Annotated in this window: 16 protein-coding genes; 10 read left to right on the top strand and 6 right to left on the bottom strand. The window is 72.9% G+C overall.

The window, feature by feature from the left end:
• Nucleotides 1-102 precede the first annotated feature (102 nt).
• The gene (locus SCAB_RS31345) at nt 103-1,698 is read left to right on the top strand and encodes a hypothetical protein (protein WP_013004121.1); all 1,596 of its coding nucleotides are present in this window, start codon (nt 103-105) and stop codon (nt 1,696-1,698) included.
• 131 nt (nt 1,699-1,829) lie between these two features.
• Entirely contained in the window at nt 1,830-1,994 is a 165-nt protein-coding gene (locus SCAB_RS47860) for a hypothetical protein (RefSeq protein ID WP_013004120.1), read from the top strand.
• Between the two features lie 125 nt (nt 1,995-2,119).
• Here the strand turns inward: SCAB_RS47860 and SCAB_RS31340 are convergent, their stop codons facing one another.
• The 3 genes from SCAB_RS31340 to SCAB_RS31330 form a co-directional block, all read right to left on the bottom strand.
• Complete coding sequence (locus tag SCAB_RS31340; RefSeq protein ID WP_013004119.1) at nt 2,120-3,127, bottom strand: 3-oxoacyl-ACP reductase; 1,008 nt, start codon at nt 3,125-3,127, stop codon at nt 2,120-2,122.
• Nucleotides 3,128-3,194: 67 nt separating this feature from the next.
• Nucleotides 3,195-4,271 carry a Zn-dependent alcohol dehydrogenase gene (locus SCAB_RS31335; RefSeq protein ID WP_013004118.1) on the bottom strand — a complete coding sequence of 359 codons (1,077 nt, stop codon included), beginning with the start codon at nt 4,269-4,271 and terminating at the stop codon, nt 3,195-3,197.
• Between the two features lie 48 nt (nt 4,272-4,319).
• On the bottom strand, nt 4,320-5,180 hold the full coding sequence (locus tag SCAB_RS31330; RefSeq protein WP_013004117.1) for a MaoC/PaaZ C-terminal domain-containing protein: 861 nt from the start codon (nt 5,178-5,180) through the stop codon (nt 4,320-4,322).
• Nucleotides 5,181-5,637: 457 nt separating this feature from the next.
• Between SCAB_RS31330 and SCAB_RS31325 the strand changes: the two genes are divergently transcribed.
• Both SCAB_RS31325 and SCAB_RS31320 read left to right on the top strand, forming a co-directional pair.
• Nucleotides 5,638-6,855, top strand: coding sequence for a sensor histidine kinase (locus tag SCAB_RS31325; protein ID WP_041671103.1), 1,218 nt, complete (start codon nt 5,638-5,640; stop codon nt 6,853-6,855).
• A gap of 76 nt (nt 6,856-6,931) precedes the next feature.
• Nucleotides 6,932-7,564, top strand: a complete 633-nt coding sequence (locus SCAB_RS31320) for a response regulator transcription factor (protein WP_013004115.1) — start codon at nt 6,932-6,934, stop codon at nt 7,562-7,564.
• Between the two features lie 112 nt (nt 7,565-7,676).
• On the opposite strand, the gene SCAB_RS31315 is transcribed toward SCAB_RS31320, so the two are convergent.
• Together SCAB_RS31315 and SCAB_RS31310 are read right to left on the bottom strand one after the other, a co-directional pair.
• On the bottom strand, nt 7,677-8,537 hold the full coding sequence (locus tag SCAB_RS31315; protein ID WP_013004114.1) for a hypothetical protein: 861 nt from the start codon (nt 8,535-8,537) through the stop codon (nt 7,677-7,679).
• Between the two features lie 65 nt (nt 8,538-8,602).
• Nucleotides 8,603-9,151, bottom strand: coding sequence for a SigE family RNA polymerase sigma factor (locus SCAB_RS31310; RefSeq protein ID WP_013004113.1), 549 nt, complete (start codon nt 9,149-9,151; stop codon nt 8,603-8,605).
• 284 nt (nt 9,152-9,435) lie between these two features.
• Between SCAB_RS31310 and SCAB_RS31305 the strand changes: the two genes are divergently transcribed.
• Together SCAB_RS31305 and SCAB_RS31300 are read left to right on the top strand one after the other, a co-directional pair.
• Nucleotides 9,436-10,947, top strand: a complete 1,512-nt coding sequence (locus SCAB_RS31305) for an MFS transporter (protein ID WP_013004112.1) — start codon at nt 9,436-9,438, stop codon at nt 10,945-10,947.
• A gap of 237 nt (nt 10,948-11,184) precedes the next feature.
• Nucleotides 11,185-11,859 (top strand): class I SAM-dependent methyltransferase, encoded by a 675-nt coding sequence (locus tag SCAB_RS31300; RefSeq protein WP_013004111.1) that lies wholly within the window; start codon nt 11,185-11,187, stop codon nt 11,857-11,859.
• Between the two features lie 31 nt (nt 11,860-11,890).
• Here the strand turns inward: SCAB_RS31300 and SCAB_RS31295 are convergent, their stop codons facing one another.
• Complete coding sequence (locus SCAB_RS31295) at nt 11,891-14,074, bottom strand: restriction endonuclease (RefSeq protein WP_173402920.1); 2,184 nt, start codon at nt 14,072-14,074, stop codon at nt 11,891-11,893.
• Nucleotides 14,075-14,361: 287 nt separating this feature from the next.
• Between SCAB_RS31295 and SCAB_RS31290 the strand changes: the two genes are divergently transcribed.
• The 4 genes from SCAB_RS31290 to SCAB_RS31275 all read left to right on the top strand — a co-directional run bounded on the left by SCAB_RS31290 (nt 14,362) and on the right by SCAB_RS31275 (nt 18,050).
• Nucleotides 14,362-15,366 carry an N-acetylmuramoyl-L-alanine amidase gene (locus SCAB_RS31290; RefSeq protein ID WP_013004109.1) on the top strand — a complete coding sequence of 335 codons (1,005 nt, stop codon included), beginning with the start codon at nt 14,362-14,364 and terminating at the stop codon, nt 15,364-15,366.
• A 382-nt stretch (nt 15,367-15,748) separates the two neighbouring features.
• Nucleotides 15,749-16,591, top strand: a complete 843-nt coding sequence (locus SCAB_RS31285; protein WP_013004108.1) for a carbohydrate kinase family protein — start codon at nt 15,749-15,751, stop codon at nt 16,589-16,591.
• 115 nt (nt 16,592-16,706) lie between these two features.
• The gene (locus SCAB_RS31280; protein WP_013004107.1) at nt 16,707-17,717 is read left to right on the top strand and encodes an LLM class F420-dependent oxidoreductase; all 1,011 of its coding nucleotides are present in this window, start codon (nt 16,707-16,709) and stop codon (nt 17,715-17,717) included.
• A gap of 45 nt (nt 17,718-17,762) precedes the next feature.
• Nucleotides 17,763-18,050, top strand: a complete 288-nt coding sequence (locus tag SCAB_RS31275; RefSeq protein WP_037725301.1) for a hypothetical protein — start codon at nt 17,763-17,765, stop codon at nt 18,048-18,050.
• Nucleotides 18,051-18,201: the final 151 nt, after the last annotated feature.

The following is an 18,201-nucleotide window of genomic DNA, read 5'->3' as shown; positions in this document are numbered from 1 at the left end:
CAGGCGAATCGCGCGACGAGCACCCTTATGTGTGAAGGGGGTGCGTGTTGTCCCACGTCTGTGCGTGCGAAAACTAGCTTCGTCGCCGGAGGTGATCGAACCATGACGGCCTGTGCTTCCCCACCACCCTCGACGGGCCACGGGAACGAGTCGGGACAGGGGGACGAGGAGAAGGACGCGGAAGCCAGCGGCGAGAGAGCCGGCGAGAGATTCGCAGAAGGAGCCGGCGAGAGATTCGGGGAGAGAGCCGGAGACGGATTCGGGAGCGAGGCGATCGCGGCCGACGCGGGGGCCGGGGCACCGACGGGACGGGCAGGCGTGCACACGGTGCCGACCGGCGTGCACACAGGACAGCCCGGCACGCACACGGTGCCGACGGGCGTGCACACAGGACAGCCCGGCACGCACGCGGGGCCGACCGGCGTGCACGCGGGGCGGACCGTTGCCGGGCCCGGCTGTGTGATCACCGCGGACGGGTCGTACGCGGCGCGCCTCGCGCTCGACGGCGAGTCCTGGTTCCCCGAGCGCTGGACCCTCGACGGCCCCGAACCGTACGCGGTTCCGCTGCCCGGCAACCAGCCCGAGGAACCCGGCACGGAAGTGCTCCCGCTGGCCGACGGCCGGGTCCTCATCCACCGGCTGGCCGCCGACCGGCACCTGTTCTCGCTCCTCTACCCGACCGGCCCCGGCACCGGCGAACTCCCGCTCGGCGCGGTCGAATGCGCCGACCCGGCGACCGAGATGCGGCTGCTGCCGCCCGCGCCGTGCGGGCAGCGGGCGTACGCCCTCGCCCTGGGCCGCAGCGCCACGACCGTGTGGCTGGTGGCGGGCGGGGCTTTCGGGCCGGAGGTGGTGGCGCAGGTACCGGGGCGGTGTTCGGGCGGGGTCTGGCTGGACGGCACGGGCCGGCTGCTCGCCCTGGACCAGGAGCGGGACGGCCGCACCAAGTCGGTGGCCGTCGATCTGGAGCAGGGCGGCGCGATCTCACCACTGCTGCAGATCGCGGACGACAGCGACGACCGGGTTCTGCTCGCCGACCCCGACAGCGGGCTGCTCCTGATCCGTTCGGACGCGCCCTCCCCCGGTCACGACCGGCTCGGCTGGGGCGTGCTCGGCAGTACGCTCCCGGTCCGCTTCCCGGAGTGCCTGCGGGTGCCCGACGGCCACAGCGTCACCCCGTTCGCCATCCAGCCGGGGCAGATCCTGACCCCCGAGAGCTGCGCGGTCGCGCTGCGTCTGGACGGCCCCCGGGGCAGCTGGGTCGGCGTCTGGCGTCCGGCCGCACGGCGGATCCTCCATCTGCCCGCCCCCGAGGGCTGGTTGACGGGCGCCGGGTTGTGGAGTCGCGAAGGGATCCTGCAATTGCCGTACGCGAGCGGGCTGGTGAGGTGCGGGGTGGCCCGGACGGGGGTGGCCTGGGACCCGGACGAGCCGGAGGGTCCGGAGCCGTCGCCGGAGGGTTCGTCGGAGGTGTCCCGGGAGCGGGACGGGGAGCCCGGCCGCGCGGAGAATCCGGGGCCGGGGGGCACGGACACGTCACCCCGGTCCGGAACGTCGGGTGCCGGGGTGGCCGATGTGGGCGTGGCAGGCGCGGGCGTGGCGGGCGCGGAGCCGGCCGTGCCCGTCGTCGCTCGGCCCGTTCCCTTGCAACAGGCGCCGCTGGAGGGGCGCGTGCCCGAGGAGGTGACCGTCGGGTGAAGACGGAGTGCGGGGCGAGGGTGAGGTGGACGCGGCGCGGCGACACGCCTGCCGGGTGCTTTCGAGGCGGTCGGTCCGGCCCGTTAAAATCACCCGCCGATAAGAAGATCATTCGACGGGGAACACTTCCAATGAGCGACGTGCACACGATCCAGCCGCCCACGGCCGACTCCCACGAGGCGGACGGCCACGGAAAGCACCGGGGTCAGATCGCGGCCCAGGAGGCCGAGAGGACGAGCCCTCGCGGGCGCCACCGCAAGCCGGCGGAACACGCGGAGCCGACGACGTCCGCCTGACCGGCGACAGGCTTCCGTTCCGGTCGCCTCCGGAGAAACGTCCATGCGACGCCGGAGCGGACCATCACGGCACCGGGCCCCGCTCGTCCTCGACGAGCGGGGCCCTCCCGTTCCGGGAACGGCCGCTACCCTTCCATCGCCCCGCGACCGTGCCTCAGCCCCAGCACCTCCGCCGCCGCGAACGTCTCCCCCTCCGGCCGGCCGGCGTAGTGCGGCGTCAGCAGGCTGTCCAGTTCGTCGAAGGTGAAGGCGTCCTGTTTGGTGTCGAACTTGGCCCGCACCCGCGGCCGTTCGACGATCGCGACCATGCCGCCGTGCACGACGAGGAGCTGGCCGTTGACCCGCGCCGCGGCGGGTGAGGCCAGATAGCCGACGAGCGGGGCGACGTGCTCGGGGGCGAGCGGGTCGAGGGCGGTGCCGTCGCCGTCCGTGGTGGCCCCCGGGAGGTTCGCGAAGACGTCCTCGGTCATCCGGGTCCGGGCACGCGGGCAGATGACGTTCGCGGTGACGCCGTACTTGGCGAGCGCGAGGGCCGTGGAGGTGGTCAGGCCGACGATGCCACCCTTCGCCGCGGCGTAGTTGGGCTGGCCGGCGGAGCCGGCGAGGAACGCCTCGGAGGAGGTGTTCACGACCCGCCCGTACACCCGCCCCCCGCCCGTTCCGTCGCCGCCCTCGCCCGACTTCGCCCGGGCACGCCAGTGGGCGGAGGCGAACCGGATCGTGTTGAAGTGTCCCTTGAGATGCACCCGCACGACCGAGTCCCACTCGTCCTCGGACATGGAGAAGACCATGCGGTCGCGCAGGATGCCCGCGTTGTTGACGAGGATGTCCAGCTTGCCGAACCGGGCGACCGCCAACGCGACCAGTTCCCTGGCCTGTTCGTGGTCGGACACGTCGCCGATGTGCGCCACCGCGCGGCCGCCCGCCGCGCGGATCTCTGCCGCGACCTCCTCGGCGGGTCCCGTGGACACCTCACCGGATCCGTCCCGCCCCGGCCGGCCGTAGTCGTTGACGACCACGGCCGCGCCCAGCCGGGCCAGTTCCAGCGCCTCGGCCCGGCCGAGCCCGCGCCCCGCGCCGGTCACGATCGCGGACAGTCCTTCGAGCGGCCGTCCGCCGAGTGCCGATGTCATCCCGAGCCCCTCTTCCCTGTCATCCGCTCTCCTGCGCTCTCATCCGCTCCCCTTCGCGCGGCGGTGGTCAGATCTCGATGCAGGTCCGCAGCGCCACACCGGTCCGCATCTGGTCGAGCGCCTCGTTGATGTCGGCGAGGGGCACCCGGTGGGTGATCAGGCCCGCGAGGTCGATGCGGCCGGCCCGCCACAGGGCGATGGTCCGCTCGTAGGAGCGCAGGACGTCCCCGCCGCCGTACATGGACGGCAGGATCCGCTTCTCGTCGAAGAACAGCTCGAACATGCTGAGCTGCAGGAAGTCGTCCAGAGCGCCCGCGCCCACCACCACGAGGGTGCCGCCGCGCCGGGTGGCCTCGTACGCCGTGCGGGCGGTCGCCGAGCGGCCGACGACCTCGAAGACGTAGTCGAAGCCCTCGCCGGCGGTGAGGGACTGCTTGGCGTCGGCCAGCTCCTCCGGTGAGATCGCCTTGGTGGCTCCGAACCTGAGCGCCGCCTCGCGCCGCGAGACCACCGGGTCGACGGCGACGATCTCGGCGGCGCCCTTGAGCCGGGCACCCTGGATCGCCGAGATGCCGACGCCTCCGCAGCCGATGACCGCGACCGACGAACCGGCCTCCACATCGGCGGTGTTGAGGGCCGCGCCGAGACCGGTGGTGACACCGCAGCCGATGAGGGCGGCGATGTCGAAGGGCACGTCGTCCGGGATCGGCACCGCGCAGCCGGCATCGACGACGACCTCCTCGGCGAAGGTGCCGGTGCCGGCGAAGCCGAAGACGTCCCCGGCGGGCCGCTTGAAGTTGGGCGTGCCCGCGTTGAGGAATCCGGCGAGACAGAGCTGCGTCTGGCCGCGCTTGCAGGCGGGACACGTGCCGCAGGCCGGGAGCCAGCACACGACCACCCGGTCGCCGGGCTTCAGGTGGGTGACCCCTTCGCCGACCTCGACGATCTCGCCGGCGCCCTCGTGTCCCGGCACGAACGGTCCGGGCTGCGGCAGCACCCCGGCCATCGCGGACAGGTCGGAGTGGCACAGCCCCGTGGCCCGCACCCGGATCCTCACCCGCCCCGGTCCGAAGCCCGTCGCCTCGACGTCGTCGAGCACGTCGAGCTTGTCCTGACCGATCTCGTGCAGTACGGCTGCGCGCATGGTGCGGCTCCCCTCAGAAGTACCTGACCTGCGTCTGTACCGATGGGCTCATTCGTGTGCGACCAGCGTGTCCGCCAGCACCGGCGCGTCGTCCCGCTCGGCGGCACTCACCGCCACCCGCACCGAGCGGTCGTCCGGACGCCACATCCGGATGCGGAGGGTCTCGCCCGGGAAGACGACGCCCGCGAAGCGCGTCCCGTAGGAGCGGACGCGGCCGACGTCGCCGCCGAGCACCGTGTCCACCACGGCCTTCAGCGTCATCCCGTAGGTGCACAGCCCGTGCAGGATCGGCCGGTCGAACCCGGCCCGCCCGGCGAACTCCGGGTCGGCGTGCAACGGGTTCCAGTCGCCCGAGAGGCGGTAGAGCAGCGCCTGGTCCTCGCGGACGGTCCGCTCGACCTCCTTGTCGGGCGCGGTCGTGGGCGGTTCCTGCCGGGCGGACGGGCCGCGCTCACCGCCCCAGCCGCCCTCGCCCCGTACGAAGATCTGCGCCTCGTTCACCCACAACGGGCCCTCGGTGTCGGCGACTTCGGTCCGCATGACCAGGACGGCCGCCTTGCCCTTGTCGTACACCGCCGCCACCCGCGAGGTCGCGGTGGCCCGCCCCTGGACCGGGATGGGCCGGTGCACCTCGACGCGCTGGCCGCCGTGCAGGACCTTGGCGAGGTCGACGTCGACGCCGGGTGCGTCCAGACCGCCGATGACGTCCGGCGAGCCCGCGCCCGCGACGGTCGCGAAGCTCGGCAGGACGTGCAGCCGGGACTCCAGCGTGTAGCGCAGCTCGCCGGGGTCGGTCGCCGGGACACCGGCGCCGATGCCGAGGTGGTAGAGCAGGACGTCCTTGCGGCTCCACGCGATCTCGGCGGAACGGGGCTCGGCCGCGAGCGCCTTGGCTGCGTCGATGGGCATGGGGCTCCTGTGTGCGGTGGGGGGGCGGACGGGGGACCGGCGGCGAGTGGGCCGGCGGAGGGCCGGGCCTGCGACGCCGGCCCGCGCTGAGAAACCTCGGTACGACCGTCCGCACCAGCGGTCGCACCGAGGTCGCCACGGCCGGCCCGGAAACCCGCCCACCTAGAACGCGTTCCAGTCCGGCGACCCTCTGTATAGCCGAGCCACGTGCACATGTGAAGACTCCTGACACTACGTCAGATACCTCTCGCCGCGCCCAGGACATTTGTCCTGCCGAACTCCGTACACACGCATCTGCCGGGCCGCGCCCCGGCTTCGTACTGTCGACCACATGAGACTCACGAAGCGGACGGAAGCGGGCACGGCGACCGCGCCGGGGACGAGCGCCGGAGCCACGGAGGACGCCGGGTGGGCAAGTCGGCAACCGGCCGGGACGGGGGCGTGGTTACCGTGGCGCCTGCCGCGTGGGGGCGGGCGGCCGGCGTCGGACGATCCCGGGCCGCCCGCCTCCGGGCTCACTCTCGTGCCGTGGCTCCTCATGGGCCTGGGCGCCTACGCGAACATCCTCCAGGGCCACGCCCCGAACCCCTGGATCGGCGGCCTCGGCATCTTCACCTTCAACTCCCTCTACATCTACGTCGTCATCCGCGCCTTCGTCCCGGAGAAACGCGACTCCCCCTCCACCCGGGCCTCACTCGTCGCACTCGGCCTGATCGCCGGGGCTCTCGCCCTCGCCTACGGCGGCGACTGGCTGAACTTCCTCCCCCTGCTCGGCCTGGCCGTGGGCGCCGCCACGCGCGGCCCGCTGCTCCGCCGGTCCGGGCTGACGGTGACGGTGCTCGCGGGCGGGATCGCCGCGGTGCGCGAGGGCTGGGGCGCGGTCGGCATCGCGTACGGCACCTTCCTCTCCGTCGTCGTGACGGCCGCGATCCTCTCCCTGGTGGAAGCGGTCCGCGAACTGCGCGCCGCCCGTGAGGAACTCGCCCATCGCGCGGTGGAGCGGGAACGCCTCCGTTTCTCCCGCGACCTGCACGACCTCCTCGGCCACACCCTGTCGGTGATCGTGGTCAAGTCGGAGGCGGCCCGCCGGCTCGCCCCGCACGACATGAACGCGACGCTCGCCCAGATCGAGGACATCGAGACGGTCGGCCGCCAGGCCCTCACGGAGATCCGCGAGGCCGTGACCGGTTACCGCGAGGGCAGCCTCACCACCGAGCTGGACCACGCCCGGTCCGTACTGTCCGCCGCGGGCACGACCCTGACCGTACGCCGCTCCGGCCCGCCTCCCGGCCCGCAGGCCGAGGCACTGCTGGGCTGGGTCGTCCGTGAGGCGATCACCAACGTCGTCCGCCACAGCCACGCCACCACCTGCGAGATCGCCCTCGCCACCACCGACGCCCGCATCCACCTCACCGTCACCGACAAGGGCCCCCTCCCCCCTCCCCCGCCCCCACCCCCAGCCACATCCACCACCCCCAACGGCCTGCGGGGTCTCACCGAACGCCTCGCGGCGGCCGGCGGCACGCTCCGGGCCGGGCCCGCGCCGTGCGGCGGCTTCGAGGTCAGCGCGGAGCTGCCCGTCACCACACCGCCGGTCACGCCCCGGGGAGCGGGCGACGCGACGCCGGCGGGAGCCGCGGCCGCGCCGGGTGCGGAGAGGGAGCGGCACCCGTAGGCGATGCCCCCGCACGGCCCGCCTCACTCACCCGTCCGAATCGTCGCCTCCGTCCTACTCTTGGGTCGTGAACGAGATGCCCCGGGATCACCGGACCACAAAGTCCCTCAGGGTTCTGCTCGCCGAGGACCAGGGGATGATGCGGGGCGCGCTGGCGCTGCTGCTGGGCATGGAGCCGGACATCCTGGTCGTGGCGCAGGTCGGGACGGGGGACGCGATCGTGGACGCGGCGCTGATCCACCGGCCGCATGTCGCGCTGCTGGACATCGAACTGCCCGGGATGAGCGGCCTGGACGCCGCCGCCGCGCTGCGCGACCAGGTGCCCGACTGCCGGGTGCTGATCCTCACCACCTTCGGCCGGCCCGGGTATCTGCGCCGGGCCATGGACGCGGGTGCCGCCGGGTTCCTGGTCAAGGACGGGCCCGTGGAGGAGCTGGCCCAGGCGATCCGCCGGGTGCTGACCGGCGAGACCGTCGTCGATCCGGCCCTCGCCGCAGCCGCGCTGAGCGCCGGACCCAACCCGCTCACCGACCGCGAACGCGACACCCTGAACGCGTCCGCCGACGGCGCCACAGTCGCCGACATCGCCGCCCGGCTCCATCTCTCCGAGTCCACCGTGCGCAACCACCTCTCCTCCGCCATCGGCAAGACCGGCACCCGCAACCGCATGGAGGCGATGCGGGAGGCCCGGCAGCAGGGTTGGCTGTAGCCGGTCCGGTCACCCGCCCGACAGCGCGTCGGCCCTGCGCCACCTGACTCGCCCCCCTGCCCCCTCGTCCGCGTCTCGCGTCCCGTGGTCACCGCGCCACCGCGTCACGCCGTCACCGCGTCACCTCCGCCGACCGGAAGCCCACCCCTTCCGGCGCCAGCGCCACGAACCAGCTCGCCTCGGCGCCCTTCACCTCGACGATGCGGGGCTCGCCCGGGTCCGCCTTGCCGTCACCGTCAACCTGGCGCCGGATGTCGACGAAGGTGCCATCGGTCCAGGTGACCCTCACCTCCTGGGCGGTGGGCGCGACCTGGCCGACCGCGAGACGCTCGGGGTCGTCCTCGGGCGGGTTCTCGATGCCGAAGGGGGTCGAGATGACCTGCAGGTCCTTGCCCGAGGGCGTGTCCGACTCGCCGTCGATCATCGCGCCCTTCTGCTTCCCGCCCAGTGCCAGATGCACGAAGTGCCAGCTCTTGCCGACCAGGTCGGAGGCGTCTTCCACACCGGTGGGCGCGTCCCCGAACAGCCCCATCGCGGCGAGCTGCCGCTCGGCGGCCTTCTCGGTCTTCGGCGCGGCCCAGACCTCGATGGTCATGCGCCAGGCCCTGCCCCTGTCCCGCCCTTGGGCCAGGGTGGTCCGCGACGGTTCCGTCGTGGTCGGGGTGTCGGGCGTCGCCCGTTCCGTCGGCACCGGCGCCGCCGGGACCACGTGTGCCCGGCCGTCCCCCGACACCGTGGCCAGGGCCAGCGTCCCCGTGGTGCCCGCGATCACCACCGCCGCGACGGCCGCGACGGCCCAGCGGCGCGTCCTGCGGCGCCGGCCACCCCGGAGAACCGCCTGGTAGGGGGCTATGCCGACCGTGACGTCGTCGGCGGCGTCCGCCAGCAGCAGGGCGATGTCTCTCTCCAGCGGGGTGCTGTGTGTCAGGTCGTGGCGTGTGAGGTCGCCGTACGCGCTGTCGTCGTGCTTCATCTGCCGGTTCGCCTTCCCGTCCCTGTCACCCGTGTCGCCAGTACCGTCCGTGTCCCCCGTGTGCCTCACGTCCGGCCTCCCTGCGTCACCATCTCTGCCAGTCCAGGTATGGCGCGGAGCTTCGCGATCCCCTTCGCCGCGTTGCTCTTCACCGCGCCCACGGAACAGCCCATCGCCTCCGCCGTCCGGATCTCGCTCAGGTCCTCCCAGTACCGCAGGACCACGGCTTCGCGCTGGCGCGGCGGCAGCTGCGCGAGGGCCTTCAGCAGGGCACCCCGGTCGTCGGCCTGGGCGATGCGGTCACCGCTGTCGGGCAGCTCCGGCACGAGGTCCGTGTCGCTCCGGGGCGCCAGGAACTCCTTGAGCCGTCTGCGGTGCTTGCGCGCGTGCGCGTTGATCATCATGCGCCGGACGTAGGTGTCCGGGTCTTCCGTCGAGCCGACCCGCCGCCAGGCCACATACACCTGCTCCAGCGTCGTCTGGACCAGGTCCTCCGCCGCGTGCTGCTCCCCGGTGAGCAGGAACGCCGTACGCATCAGTCGTGGCCAGCGGCCGACGAGGAAGCTCTGGAACTCCTCGTCCCGAGCGGCCCTCGCCTGCTTCCGATCCCCCATCGAGCACCTCCTAGATGCTTTGAACAGTCCATGAGGGCGCCGATGCGTTGCCTCGTTCCGCGAGAAGTTCTCGAGCCCTGTTCCGATGAGCCCGCGCAGACCCCGGGCGTGCAGACCCCGGGCGTGCAGACCCCGGGCGTGCAGACCCCGGGCGTCCCTGACATGCCGTCACTTCTCCATGGGCGGGTCAAGTTTTCGTTAGTCACTCAAAACAACGGAATAGTTGCCCGGGCACACGAGGTTCAGCTGGCACATACCTTGACCCGGCCAGGAGGCCCCGCCCCATGACGCACCACACACCGCCGACGGCCGATCGCCCCGCCGCAGAGGACGCGGGCCCTGCCCGAGCCCCCGGAGCGATCGTCCCGGTCCTGGCCTTCGCCGGAATCGTCGTCGCGGTGATGCAGACCCTGCTGGTCCCGGTGATCAAGGACCTCCCGCAACTGCTGGACACCTCCCCCAGCAACGCGACCTGGGTACTCACCTCCACCCTGCTCTCCGGTGCCGTGGCCACGCCGATCATGGGCCGCCTCGGTGACCTGTTCGGCAAGCGCCGCATGCTGCTCGCCAGCCTCGGCGTCATGGTGGCCGGTGCGCTGATCAGCGGTTTCACCAGCGCACTCCTCCCGATGATCGTCGGCCGCACCCTCCAGGGCTTCGCCATGGGCGCGATCCCGCTGGGCATCGGACTGATGCGCGACGAACTGCCCCGTGAACGCCTCGGCTCCGCCATGGCCCTGATGAGCTCCTCCATAGGCGTCGGCGGCGGACTCGCCCTGCCCCTCGCCGCCGCGGTCGCCCAGAACGCCGACTGGCACCTCCTCTTCTTCGGCGCCGCCGGTCTCGGTGTCCTGTCCATCGTGCTGACCCTCGTCGCCGTACCGGAGACGAAGACGCGCGCGCCGGGCAGCTTCGACCACCTCGGCGCGGTGGGCCTCTCCGCCGGCCTCGTCCTCTTCCTGCTGCCGATCACCAAGGGCAGCGACTGGGGCTGGACCTCCACGACCACGCTCGGCCTGTTCGCCGCGTCGGCCGTGGTCCTGCTCCTCTGGGGCGTCTGGGAGCTGCGGATCCCCGCCCCGCTGGTGGATCTGCGCACCACCGCCCGCCGCGAGGTCCTGCTCACCAACCTCGCCTCGATCATGGTCGGCGTCTCCTTCTACGTCGTCTCCCTCGTCCTGCCGCAGCTCCTCCAGCTGCCCTCCGCCACCGGCTACGGCCTCGGGCAGTCGATGATCGTCGCGGGTCTGTGCGTGGCTCCGCTCGGCCTGACGATGATGTTCACCGCGCCGGTCTACGCCCGGATCTCCGCCAAGTACGGGCCCCGGACCACCCTCATCCTCGGCCTGCTGATCATCGCCGTCGGCTACGGCGCCGGCCTCGGCCTGATGAGCGCCGCCTGGCAGACCGTGGTCGTGTCGGTGGTCCTGGGCGCGGGCATCGGCCTCGCCTACTCCTCGCTGCCCGCGCTGATCATCGGTGCCGTGGACCCGTCCGAGACGGGTGCGGCGACCGGGCTCAACACGCTCATGCGGTCCATCGGGACGTCGGTGTCGAGCGCCGTCGTGGGCATGGTGCTGGCCAACACCGCGGACCACGTCGGCGGGGTCGCGATCCCGACCATGCACGGGTTCCGCGTGTCCTTCCTCATCGCCACGGCCGCGGTCGCCGTCGGCCTCGCGCTGGCCCTGCTCCTGCCGAACCGGCGTCCCGCGCTGACGCTGCGCGCGAGCAGTGAGGGTGAGGGTGAGACCGGCGTGGTCTCCCGGGAGGGTGCGGCCGCCGTCGCCCGCTGAGTCGCGCCCCCGACTCCTGTTCTGGCGCCTTCCCGCCTCGTCGCGTCGGGTGGGTGCGCGGGTGCACGCCCGGTGGGGCTTCTCGCGCAGTTCCCCGCGCCCCTGAAGGGCAGGGGCCGCGCCCACCGCCCTTCCCACCGGCCAAGGGCGCCGGCACCCCGATCCCCGGTCCCTCCCGTCGATCACCGCATGGCAGCATGGGGCGCCCCCAGTGACGTACGACCACCCGGAGGACCCATGTCCGCGGCACCGCACCCCACGCCCATGCCGGCGCCCGCGCCGGAGGTGCTCGGCGCGTTCGAGGCGGCGAAGGGGTTCATGCCTGCCGGTGAGGGGCTGGCCCTGTACGCCGCGGCGGTGGAGGCGGGGCGGCTGGGGCTGCCGTTGCTGGAGGTGGGGACGTACTGCGGTCGGTCGACGATCCTGCTGGCCGACGCCGCCCGTGCGGCGGGGGTGCCGGCGATCACCGTCGACCATCACCGGGGCAGCGAGGAGCAGCAGCCGGGCTGGGAGTACCACGACGAGTCCACCGTCGACCCCGAGGTGGGCCGTATGGACACGCTCCCCGCCTTCCGCCGCACCCTGCACCGGGCGGGTCTGGAGGAGCACGTCGTCGCGGTGGTCGGCCGTTCCCCGCAGGTCGCCGCCTTCTGGGGGACCCCTCTCGGCCTCGTCTTCGTCGACGGCGGCCACACCGACGAGCACGCCACCGCCGACTACGAGGGCTGGGCCCCGCACATCGCCCCGGACGGCCTCCTCGTCATCCACGACGTCTTCCCGGAGCCCGAGGACGAGTTCACCGGTCAGGCCCCGTACCGCGTCTACCTCCGCGCCCTGGCCTCCGGCGCCTTCACGGAGGTCTCCGCGACGGACTCCCTGCGGGTGCTGCGGCGGACCGGGCCCGGGATCTGACCCGCGGCACCTCCACCGCCGGGCCGGCGGGCTAGGCCACCTCTATGCCGTGGTCCTGGACCAGTTCTTCCAGGCCGCCCCGGTACCCCTTGCCGCCCACGACGAAGTCCCAGTCGCCGCCCTCGCGGCGGCGGAAGGACCCGAGGGTGAGGGCCGTCTCGCCGGCGCGGCCGTCGGAGACGTCGAGGCGGCCCTGTTCGGCCCGGGAGGGGTCCAGGAGGCGGATGCCGGCGTCGGTGAAGCCGGAGAGGTCGGCGTCGGGGTTCGCCGCGGGGTCGATCGCCGCGACCAGGACCAGCCGGTCGGCCCGCGCCGGCAGCGCGTCGAAGGCGACCAGGATCGCGGCCTTGTCGGGTGCGGTCGGCGGGACGGCGCGGACGGTGCCGTCGGGGGTGCGGAGGTTGTTGTAGAACACGAAGTGGTCGTCGCTGAGGACCCGGTTGCCGTGGCAGACGAGCGCGCAGACGTCCAGGGCGACGCCGCCGGTCCAGTACATGCCGAGCACGCTGTGGTCGTCGGGGGCCGGGCCCGGGTCCGCGCCGTCCGAGGAGACCAGGGAGCCCGTGGTGTCCGGGGCGTCCGCCGGGGTGCGCTGGGCGGGCATCACCACGGTGGGGGCGGGCATCACCACGGTGGGGGCCGTCGACGAGGCCGGCGCGGGCGCGGGGCGCTCGCCGGTGCCCAGGCGCCCCCGTAGCCCGTGCCGGTGCAGCAGGTCGACGAGTTCCGGGCCCGAGACCAGTTCCAGCGGCTTGCCGTTGGCGAAGGTGTGGGAGCCGGGCCCGAACCTGGACGTCGTCACCAGGACGCCCTTGTTGGCGCCTGCGTCCTGGACCGTGCCGTAGAGGTCGCGGACGGCGGTCGGCGGGACGGTGTTGCGGTACCGCTTGACCTGTACGACGATCTTGCCGCCCCGGATCGGGGTGGGGTCGAGGGCGTCGACGTCCACCCCGCCGTCGCCCGAGCGCTCGGTCGTGACGGCCTGCATGCCCATGGCCCGGAACAGCTCGGCGACCAGTGCCTCGAAGGCGAGGGGGTCCATCTCCAGCAGGTCGGGCTCGTCCTCGCCGCCGTGGGTGACGACGCCGTTGCCCACGTCGTCGGGGCGGCGCTCGGGGCGGACGGGGGTGCGCTGGTCGGGGCGGGCGGAGAGCCGGCCGCGGAGCCCGTCCGTCAGGCAGTCCACGGCGCTGACCTGTTCCAGGTGCAGTTCGGCGAAGACCGGCCGGGACACGGTGACGGTCGCCAGGACGATCTGGGTGCGACGGCCGGTCGCCGGGTCGTGGTCGTCCACGAACCCGTTCAGGGCGACCGACTCCAGGGCGCCGAACTCGTCGGCGGCGAAGAGGTCGTGGAGCACCAGCAGCACGCACTGCGCGAGGGCGTCACGGTAGAGGGCGCGCCGCTGGGTGACCGGGCGGGGGCGCTCCTTGTCCTGGTCGACGCTCGGCATGTAGACGACGCTCTTGGCCTCGGGGACGACGTCGTACCTGGGCAGCTCCCAGTCCAGGACCAGTTGCCGGGCCGCCGAGTCATAGGCGGCGGAGATCCCCCGGGGGAAGCCGTCGGGCCAGGCGGGTGAGGCGTAGAGGGCGGCGGAGAAGTAGTCGACGGCGGCCTCCGGGTCGCCGTCGCGCAGGGCCGTCGCCATCTGCGCGAGCCCGGCGTTGTGGCGCCGGATCTCCGCCCGCTGCCCTTCCGCCCACTGCTCGTACTGCCGCTGGTACTGGGCCAGTTGACGCTGGCGCTGCTGCTCGGCGGCCTGCGCCGCCTGCCAGTCGTGCTCGTACCGGGCGCGCGCCTCGGCCTGGGCCTGGGCCCGGCGCTGGGCGGTCCAGCCGCCCTGTGCCTGGTAGTGGTTGGGGTCCGGCATGGCCACGGGCTGGGCGAGCGGGCCGGGGGAGAACGGCTCCAGCCGCTCGGTGCGGGTGAGGGACGCGGCCCGGAACGCCGGGGCCCGGCAGCCCGCGACCAGCAAGCCCTCCAGTGCCTGGACCTGCGCGTCCAGTTCCTCGGTACGCCGCCGCGCCTCCGCCTCGCGCTGCTGCCGGTACGCCGCCTGCTGCTCCCGCTGGCTGCGCGCCACCTCGCGCTGGTACGCGCGCTGCTGCCGCTCGTACTCGCGCTGCTGCCGGGCCTGTTCCTCGGACTGACGCTGCTGCTGGCGTTGTGCCTCGGCCCAGATGCCGGCCAACCCGTTGGAGCGACGACTCATGTGCTGCAGGCCCTCCCACCGGGGCCCACCGACCGCGCGCCGGGACCCCGCCCCCATCACCGGACGTGACGGTCCGGCTTTCAGACGTAACCGCCCGACTTTATCCCGTGACGGCGCCCGCGCCTACCGCTGGTCAGCGACTCGGCTCCCCCGGGTCCGGCTGCCCGCCGTGCTGCCCGCCGTCCGGACCTGGCCGGTCCGCGGGGACGGCGCCGGCGGCGTCACACGGGACACAGGACACGGGACACGGGCGTGGGGCGCCGGGCGGGCCCCGTAAGGTGGCAGACGTGTCGTATGTAGGCCCGGACTTCGATCCGCCCCCGTCCCGCCGTTCCGCGCTGCGCCGTCCGCTGACCGTGGCGGTGGCCGCGGTCGTCGTGGGGGCGGTGGCCGGGTGGGGGGTCTGGCAGGCCGTCGGGGACTCCGGGAACGGGGACGGCGGGACGGGCGGCGGGACGGGGCCGCAGACCCGGTCGGCGAGGACCCCGGCTGTGTCCCCCGAGCCGTCCGGCGCACCGACCGCCTCCGGCGACGGCAAGGACACCGCGGGCGGCACGAGCGGTGGGGACGGCAAGCAGGCGAGCCCCTCCGGGTCCGCCTCCGGGCCCGCCGCCACCGGCCCCCTCAAGGGCAAGGTCGTCGTCATCGACCCCGGTCACAACCCCGGCAACTTCCAGCACACGGCCGAGATCAACCGCAAGGTGAACATCGGGACGAACGCGAAGGAGTGCGACACGACGGGGACGACCACGAACGACGGCTACCCGGAAGCCAAGTTCACGCTGGACGTCTCCCGGCGGCTGCGGACGCTCCTCGAACAGCAGGGCGCCACGGTGAAGTTCACGCAGGACGGCGACCGGCCCTGGGGCCCGTGCATCGACGAGCGGGCGCGGATCGGCAACGAGGCGAAGGCGGACGCGGTGGTGTCGATCCACGCCGACGGCTCCGGCGCCGGCAACCGCGGCTTCCACGTGATCCTGCCGGGTTCGGTCCACAAGGGCTCCGCCGACACCCGGCCGATCGTCGCCCCCTCCCGCGACCTCGGCGAACGCATCGCGGGCTTCTTCGTGCGCGCCACCGGCAGTGCCCCCTCCAACTACGTCGGCGACGGCACCGGCATCGTCACCCGCACCGACCTCGGCGGCCTCAACCTCTCCACCGTGCCCAAGGTGTTCATCGAGTGCGGCAACATGCGTGACGCCAAGGACGCGGCCCGGCTCACCAGCGGACCCTGGCGGCAGAAAGCGGCCCGGGGAATCTCGGACGGCATCGCGAGCTTCCTCGAAGATTGAACAACTCTCTCCTATGGAGAACTCCGGCCGCTTACCCGGTGCGCCACGGAATGAGGTGCGAGCGGTCTCAATCTGTCAACGGTTCCCGCCGTCTTCGTCTTACGCACCGCGATGCGCGATATCCATGACCCGGCACCGTTGACCAGCGGTGCCCGGCGGCAGAATGCGGAGCGGGGGGACTCTGAGGAATTCGTGAGTTTCCTGCGAGGGTAGCGGGCGGGTCGTGATCGCCGGGATGATCCCGGAGGACACCCAAGTCGGTCGGACGATAAGGTCGTCCCTACGATGAGGGGCCACCCCCGCGCTTCCCACCACGGCCTGACGGCGACATGGTGACGGCGACGCCTCCACCGACGACGAGACGACTGACGAAGGACCTGAAGTGAATATCCGCTCCCTCACCAGAGGCGACGGCGTCGTGATCGGAGCAGCGGTATTGCTGTTCATCGCGTCGTTCCTCGACAACTACTCCATCGACGGGATTCCCGACAGCATCGATCTCCCGATCCTCTGGGAGAGCGGGCCGGTGCTGCTGAGTGTGGTCCTGGCGGGTCTGATCGGCGCCGTCTGCATCGTCGTCGCCAGGGGCCTGCCGCAGGCGCCCAAGATCGCCGGTATCGAACTCGGCCACTTCGGCATCGCCTTCACGATCTTCGCCGCGTGGAGCGCGCTGGGCAACGTCTTCGACCCGTCCGGTGGCGGAGACAACTTCGAGGGCACGAGCGGCAGCAGCACCGACGCCGGCATCGGCCTCATCCTCGCCCTCATCGCCACGCTGGTCATGGCCGGCGCCGCCATCGCCACCCCCCTCGTCCCCGCCCTCAAGGTCGCCCTGGTCGGCGCCCCGCGTCCGGCCGCGCCGCAGCCGTACGGGGCCCAGCCGCCCGGTGGTTACGGGTACCCGGGCGCCGGTGCGCCGGGGCCGTTCGGTGCGGGGCAGCCAGGTCAGGCGGGTCCCGGTCAGCCGGGGGCGCCGTTCGCGGGTGCTCCGCAGCAGCAGGCGCCGGCCCCGCAGCCGCCGGCCGGTGACTTCTCTCCGTTCTGGTTCGCGGTGCCGGTGGCCCGTCCGCTGTTCGCGGAGGACGGCTCCCAGTCGACGATCGCCGAACTCGCGCCGGGCACCTGGTACCTGGCGGTCGAGCAGCGCGGCGCCAACCTGGTGGCCCAGACGCAGGACGGCCGTCGTGGCGTGCTGCAGGACACCAGCGGTATCCAGCGCGGCTGATCCGCACGAAGCCCGCAGTCGTACGGCAGCGGCCCCTCGCTCTTCCGAGCGGGGGGCCGTTGTCGTACAGTCGCCTCCCGCGCAAACAGCTGACGTACCGTCAGGAGGCAGGCAGATGCGGCTCGGTCTGGCACTCGGCTACTGGGGACGCGGCCCCTCCGCGGACCACGTCCCGCTCGCCCGGGAGGCGGAGCGGCTCGGCTACGACTCGGTGTGGACCGCCGAGTCCTGGGGCTCGGACGCCTTCACCCCGCTCACCTGGATCGCCGCGCACACCTCACGGATCAAACTGGGCACGGCCGTAGCGCAGATGGCCGCCCGGTCGCCCACCACCACCGCGATGCAGGCCCTGACCCTGGACCATCTCTCCGGCGGGCGGGCCCTGCTCGGACTCGGGCTGTCCGGGCCGCAGGTCGTCGAGGGCTGGTACGGGCGGCCGTTCCCGAGGTCCCCGCTGACCGCGACCAGGGAGTACGTCGACATCGTCCGCCAAGTCCTCCGGCGTGAGGGGCCGGTCGCGCTCGACGGGCGTTTCCACCCGCTCCCCTACGACGGGCCGGACGGCTCCGGCATCGGCAAGGCGCTCAAGTCCATCACCCATCCGCTGCGCGCGGACCTGCCCGTGCTGCTCGGCGCCGAGGGGCCGAAGAACATCGCGCAGACGAGCCGGATCGCGGACGGCTGGCTGCCGTTGTACTGGTCGCCGTTCCGGACCGACGTCTACGAGGCGTCGCTGACCGAGGCGCCGGCCGGCTTCCTCGTCGCGCCCATGGTCCGGGCGAAGGTCTGCGAGGACGTCGCCGAGGGACTGCTGCCGGTGAAGGCCATGCTGGGTTTCTACATCGGCGGGATGGGGCACGCCAGGCGCAACTTCCACGCCGACCTCATGGCCCGCATGGGATACGAGGAGGAGGCTCGGCACATCCAGCGCCTCTTCCTCGACGGGCGGCGCGAGGAGGCGGTCCTCGCCGTGCCGGACGCCTTCGCCGACGAGATCTCCCTGGTCGGGCCGCGCCAACGGATCGCGGAGCGGCTGGAGTCGTGGCGCAAGGGGCCGGTGACGGACCTGCTGGTGCTGGCGCCCGATCCGCACACGCTGCGGGTGCTGGCGGAACTCAACTCGTAGGGCAGGACCGGGTTTCAGGACAGGGATCCGGGCAACCCGTTGAGCATGTCTCGATATGGCGGTTCCAACCAGGCGGGCCGGGTCATAGCGATCGTGGCCGACGTCATGGCCTTCATCCTGGGCCTGTGGATCCTGATGTATCTCCTGGGCGCGAACGGCGCGAACGACTTCGTGCAGTTCATCCATGACGCGGCCCGCTGGCTGGCCGGCTGGTCGCACGACCTGTTCACCTTCGACGAGCAGTGGGCTCGGGTGGTGGCGGGCTACGGTCTGGCGGCCGTCGTCTACCTGTTCGTGGGGCACGCCATCGCCAACCGGATGCACCGCCACTGAGCGCGCCGCGTGGTGCCGTGCGGATCCCTCAGCCCGGGCGCCTACGCGGAAGCGGCCGGACGGCCGAGGTGGTGTGGCGGGTGCGGGTCGGCTGTGGCTGGTCGCGCAGTTCCCCGCGCCCCTGAGAAGCAGGGGCTGCGCCCCGTGCTTC

This window comes from Streptomyces scabiei 87.22 (assembly GCF_000091305.1).
GTDB lineage: Bacteria > Actinomycetota > Actinomycetes > Streptomycetales > Streptomycetaceae > Streptomyces > Streptomyces scabiei.
The sequence above is the reverse complement of the archived record's forward strand: the minus strand, read 5'-3'. Positions and strand labels throughout refer to the sequence as shown.